This is a genomic window from Kineococcus glutinatus (assembly GCF_039542765.1).
GTDB lineage: Bacteria > Actinomycetota > Actinomycetes > Actinomycetales > Kineococcaceae > Kineococcus_A > Kineococcus_A glutinatus.
Map to the genome: position 1 here is coordinate 1 of NZ_BAABIL010000683.1, position 3,755 is coordinate 3,755.

Genomic DNA, 3,755 nt, shown 5'->3' on the forward strand with positions numbered 1-3,755 from the left:
GCGGGCGCACCGACGCCGCCGCGGCGCGCCGGGAGGAGGAGGCGGGCACCGGCCGGGCGCACCTCAGTTGGCGTGCAGGGCGGCGTTGAGCTCGAAGCGGACGCCCCTGCGGGGCAGCGCCTCCACCGCCCCCGTCTGGGAGTGGCGGCGGAACAGCAGCCCCGAGGCGCCGGACAGCTCCCGGGCGGCCAGGACCCGCTGCTGGCGCCCGGCCTCGTCGAGCAGCGACACCTTCGTGCCGGCGGTGACGTAGCAGCCGGCCTCCACGACGCAGTCGTCGCCGAGGGCGATGCCGAGGCCGGAGTTGGCCCCGAGCAGGCAGCGCTGCCCCAGGGAGACGACCTCCCGGCCGCCGCCGGACAGCGTCCCCATGATCGAGGCGCCACCGCCCACGTCGGAGCCGTCACCGACGACGACGCCGGCGGAGATGCGCCCCTCCACCATCGACGTGCCCAGCGTGCCGGCGTTGTAGTTGACGAACCCCTCGTGCATGACGGTCGTGCCCGGCGCCAGGTGGGCCCCCAGGCGCACCCGGTCGGCGTCGGCGATGCGCACCCCGGCGGGCACGACGTAGTCGGTCATCCGCGGGAACTTGTCGACGCCGAAGACCTGCACGGGGCCGACGTTGGCCCGCAGCGCGAGGCGGGTGCGCTCGAAGTCCTCCACCGCGCAGGGCCCGTGGTCGGTCCACACCACGTTGGCCAGCACGCCGAAGACGCCCGACAGGTCCACCCCGTGCGGGGCGACGAGGCGGTGGGACAGCAGGTGCAGCCGCAGGTAGGCGTCGGCGGCGTCGGCGGGCGGGGCGTCGAGGTCCACCTCGGTGGTCACGACCGCCCGGCGCACCCGCCGGTGCGGGTCCCGGCCCTCGCAGGCGGCCAGCTCCGCGGGCACGCCGTGCGGGCCGGTGTGCGGTGCGGGGCCCAGCGCGGGGGAGGGGTACCACACGTCGAGGACGGCGCCGTCCTCCGTCGTCGTGGCCAGGCCGTGGCCCCAGGCGCGGCGGGAGGCGGCCTGCGGGGCGGGGACGTCTGCTGCAGCGTGCGCGGTCACGGCGGCCACCCTAGGCCGTGGTGCGCTCCTCCTCCCGCGGCGGACCGCCTGGCTAGGGTGCTGCCGTGACGCCCGCCGCCCCCGCCCGTGCCGCCGTCCTCCTCGATCCCGCGGCCGACGTCGTGGAGCTGACCCGCCAGGTGTGCGACGCGGAGTCGGTCAGCGGCGGCGAGGGCGCCCTCGCCGACGCCGTGGAGGCCTTCTGCCGCGACCTGGGCGCCTACGAGGTGCTGCGCGACGGCGACGCGGTGGTCGCCCGCACCCGCGCCGGCCGGCCCGAGCGCGTCGTGCTCGCCGGGCACCTCGACACCGTGCCCCTCACCGACCCCCCCAACCTGCCCGTGCGCCGGGAGCTGGTCGAGGGGGAGGGCGAGGTGCTCGCCGGGCGCGGCACCGTCGACATGAAGGGCGGCGTCGCCGTGCAGCTCGCCGTGGCCCGCGCCGCGGCCGCCGCCGGCGGTGCCCCCACCCGCGACCTCACGTTCGTCTTCTACGACCACGAGGAGGTCGCCTCCGACCTCTCCGGCCTCGGCCGGCTGGCGCGGGGGCACCGCGAGTGGCTCGACGGGGACTTCGCGATCCTGCTGGAGCCCACCGCGGGAGCCGTGGAGGGCGGCTGCAACGGCACGCTGCGCGCCGACGTCACCACCCGCGGGCGCGCCGCGCACACCGCCCGCGCCTGGCGGGGGTCCAACGCGATCCACGCCGCCGGGCAGGTGCTGGCGCGGCTGGCCGCGTACGAGCCCGCGCACGTGGAGGTGGAGGGCCTCGTCTTCCGCGAGGGCCTCAACGCCGTGGCGATCCGCGGCGGCATCGCCGGCAACGTCGTCCCCGACCGCTGCACCGTCACCGTCAACTACCGCTTCGCCCCCGCCCGCAGCGGCGCGCAGGCCGAGGCGCACCTGCGCGAGGTGCTGGACGGCTTCGAGGTGGACGTCACCGACGTCGCCGAGGGCGCCCGCCCCGGCCTGGGGCTGCCCGCGGCGGCCGCCTTCTGCGAGGTCGTCGGCACCCCACCGGCCCCCAAGTACGGCTGGACGGACGTGGCGCGCTTCTCCGCCCTCGGCGTGCCCGCCGTCAACTACGGTCCGGGCGACGCGCTGCTGGCGCACGCCGACGACGAGCGCTGCCCCGTCGCGCAGATCCTCGAGTGCGAGCGCGTGCTCACCACCTGGCTGCTCGGCGCAGCCCCGTCGGAGGAGGTCCGTTGAGCACCATCTGCCTGTACGGCAGCGCGAGCGGTCGCATCGACCCCGCCCACGTCGAGCTGGCCGCCCGCGTGGGCACGGCCATCGGCCGGCGCGGCCACGACCTCGTCTACGGCGGGGGCGGCACGTCGGTCATGGGCGCTGCCGAGGCCGCCGCCCGTGCCGCCGGGGCCCGCACGACCGGGATCATCCCGCAGGCCCTGATGGACGTGGAGCAGCCGCCCGAGGGGATCACCGAGCTCGTCGTCACCACCGACATGCGCCGGCGCAAGGCGGAGATGGACGCCCGCTCCGACGCCTTCATCGTGCTGCCCGGTGGCCTGGGCACCCTGGAGGAGCTCTTCGAGATCTGGGTGGCCCGCACGATCGGCCTGCACACCAAGCCGATGGCGGTGCTCGACTCCAAGGGTCACTACGCCGGCCTGCGCACGTGGTTGGAGGAGCTCGTCGCGGGCGGTTTCGCCCGTCCCGTCGTGTGGGAGGTCGTGCGCTGGACCGACGACCCCGACGAGGCGCTGGACTTCCTGGAGACGGCCCCGCGCTCGCGGATGGTCATGCCCTCCTCGGAGGCGGTGGGCAAGTTCGCGGACTGGCCGCAGGAGGAGGGGTGACCCTCGTCCTCGTCCTGCTGGTCCTCGCCGCGGTGGCCGCGGCCGTGGCCGTCGGCGCGGGACGGCTGGGCGGCGGGATGGGGCCGGTGACGTCGACCCGGCCGTTCGTCGGGCTGCCGCCGGGGGAGGTGCGACCCAGCGACGTCGACGACGTGCGCTTCTCCGTCGGCCTGCGCGGCTACCGGATGGACGAGGTCGACGCGGTGCTGGCCCGGTTGCGCGAGGAGCTGCGCGAGCGCGACGACGAGCTGGCGGCCTGGCGCGAGGAGCCGGGCGACGAGCTCGACCTGCGCGACGACCTGCCCGGCGACGACCTGCGCGACGACCTGCCCGGCGACGACCTGCCCGGCACGCGGTGAGGGGCGCCTGGCCGGGGGGACCGGCCGGTGCCGCGACCGCGACGGCCCGCCTCGTCGTCGCCGCGCCGCCGGAGCTGGTGTGGCGACGGCTGACGGACTGGCCCGCGCAGACCCGATGGGTGCCGCTGACGGTGGTGCGCCGCCTGCCGGGGCCCGTCGGCGCGGTCGGGGAGCGCTTCAGCGGGCGCACCGGTCTGGGGCCGCTGGCGTTCGAGGACCCCATGGAGGTCGTCTCCTGGCGGCCGCCGGCCGAGGGCAGGGCCGGGCGCTGCGACCTGCTCAAGCACGGTCGCCTCGTGCGCGGCGGGGCCTCGATCGTGGTGCGCGGCGCCGGCGGCGGCACGAGTGCCGTGGAGTGGACGGAGAGCGTCTCGCTGGTCAGCGCCCCGCTCACCCGGCCGTTCGCGCTGCCGCTGCGCTGGGCGACGCGGCTGGCGTTCGGCCGGGTGCTGCGGGCGATGGCGCGGGAGGTGGCGGCTGAGCGGGCCTGAGACCGCCGCCCGCCGCCGCGGCGGCCCCCGGTG

5 protein-coding genes are annotated in these 3,755 nt (G+C 77.2%); 4 read left to right on the forward strand and 1 reads right to left on the reverse strand.

The genetic code is table 11. From position 1 onward, the window contains the following. Positions 1–63 precede the first annotated feature (63 nt). On the reverse strand, positions 64–1,053 hold the full coding sequence (gene dapD, locus ABEB16_RS20090) for a 2,3,4,5-tetrahydropyridine-2,6-dicarboxylate N-succinyltransferase (protein WP_345713969.1): 990 nt from the start codon (positions 1,051–1,053) through the stop codon (positions 64–66). Between the two features lie 65 nt (positions 1,054–1,118). On the opposite strand from dapD, the gene dapE reads away from it, so the two are divergent. Genes dapE through ABEB16_RS20110 form a run of 4 tightly spaced genes read left to right on the forward strand, consistent with a single transcriptional unit; the run spans position 1,119 to position 3,722 of the window. Then, positions 1,119–2,264, forward strand: a complete 1,146-nt coding sequence (dapE, locus tag ABEB16_RS20095; RefSeq protein WP_345713970.1) for a succinyl-diaminopimelate desuccinylase — start codon at positions 1,119–1,121, stop codon at positions 2,262–2,264. Further along, positions 2,261–2,872 carry an LOG family protein gene (locus tag ABEB16_RS20100; RefSeq protein ID WP_345713971.1) on the forward strand — a complete coding sequence of 204 codons (612 nt, stop codon included), beginning with the start codon at positions 2,261–2,263 and terminating at the stop codon, positions 2,870–2,872. Before dapE ends, ABEB16_RS20100 begins: the two co-directional genes overlap by 4 nt. Next, entirely contained in the window at positions 2,869–3,231 is a 363-nt protein-coding gene (locus ABEB16_RS20105) for a DivIVA domain-containing protein (RefSeq protein ID WP_345713972.1), read from the forward strand. The genes ABEB16_RS20100 and ABEB16_RS20105 overlap by 4 nt, the downstream gene beginning before the upstream one ends. Then, a complete protein-coding gene (locus ABEB16_RS20110) occupies positions 3,228–3,722 on the forward strand; it encodes an SRPBCC family protein (RefSeq protein WP_345713973.1) in 495 nt (164 codons plus the stop codon). The genes ABEB16_RS20105 and ABEB16_RS20110 overlap by 4 nt, the downstream gene beginning before the upstream one ends. Positions 3,723–3,755: the final 33 nt, after the last annotated feature.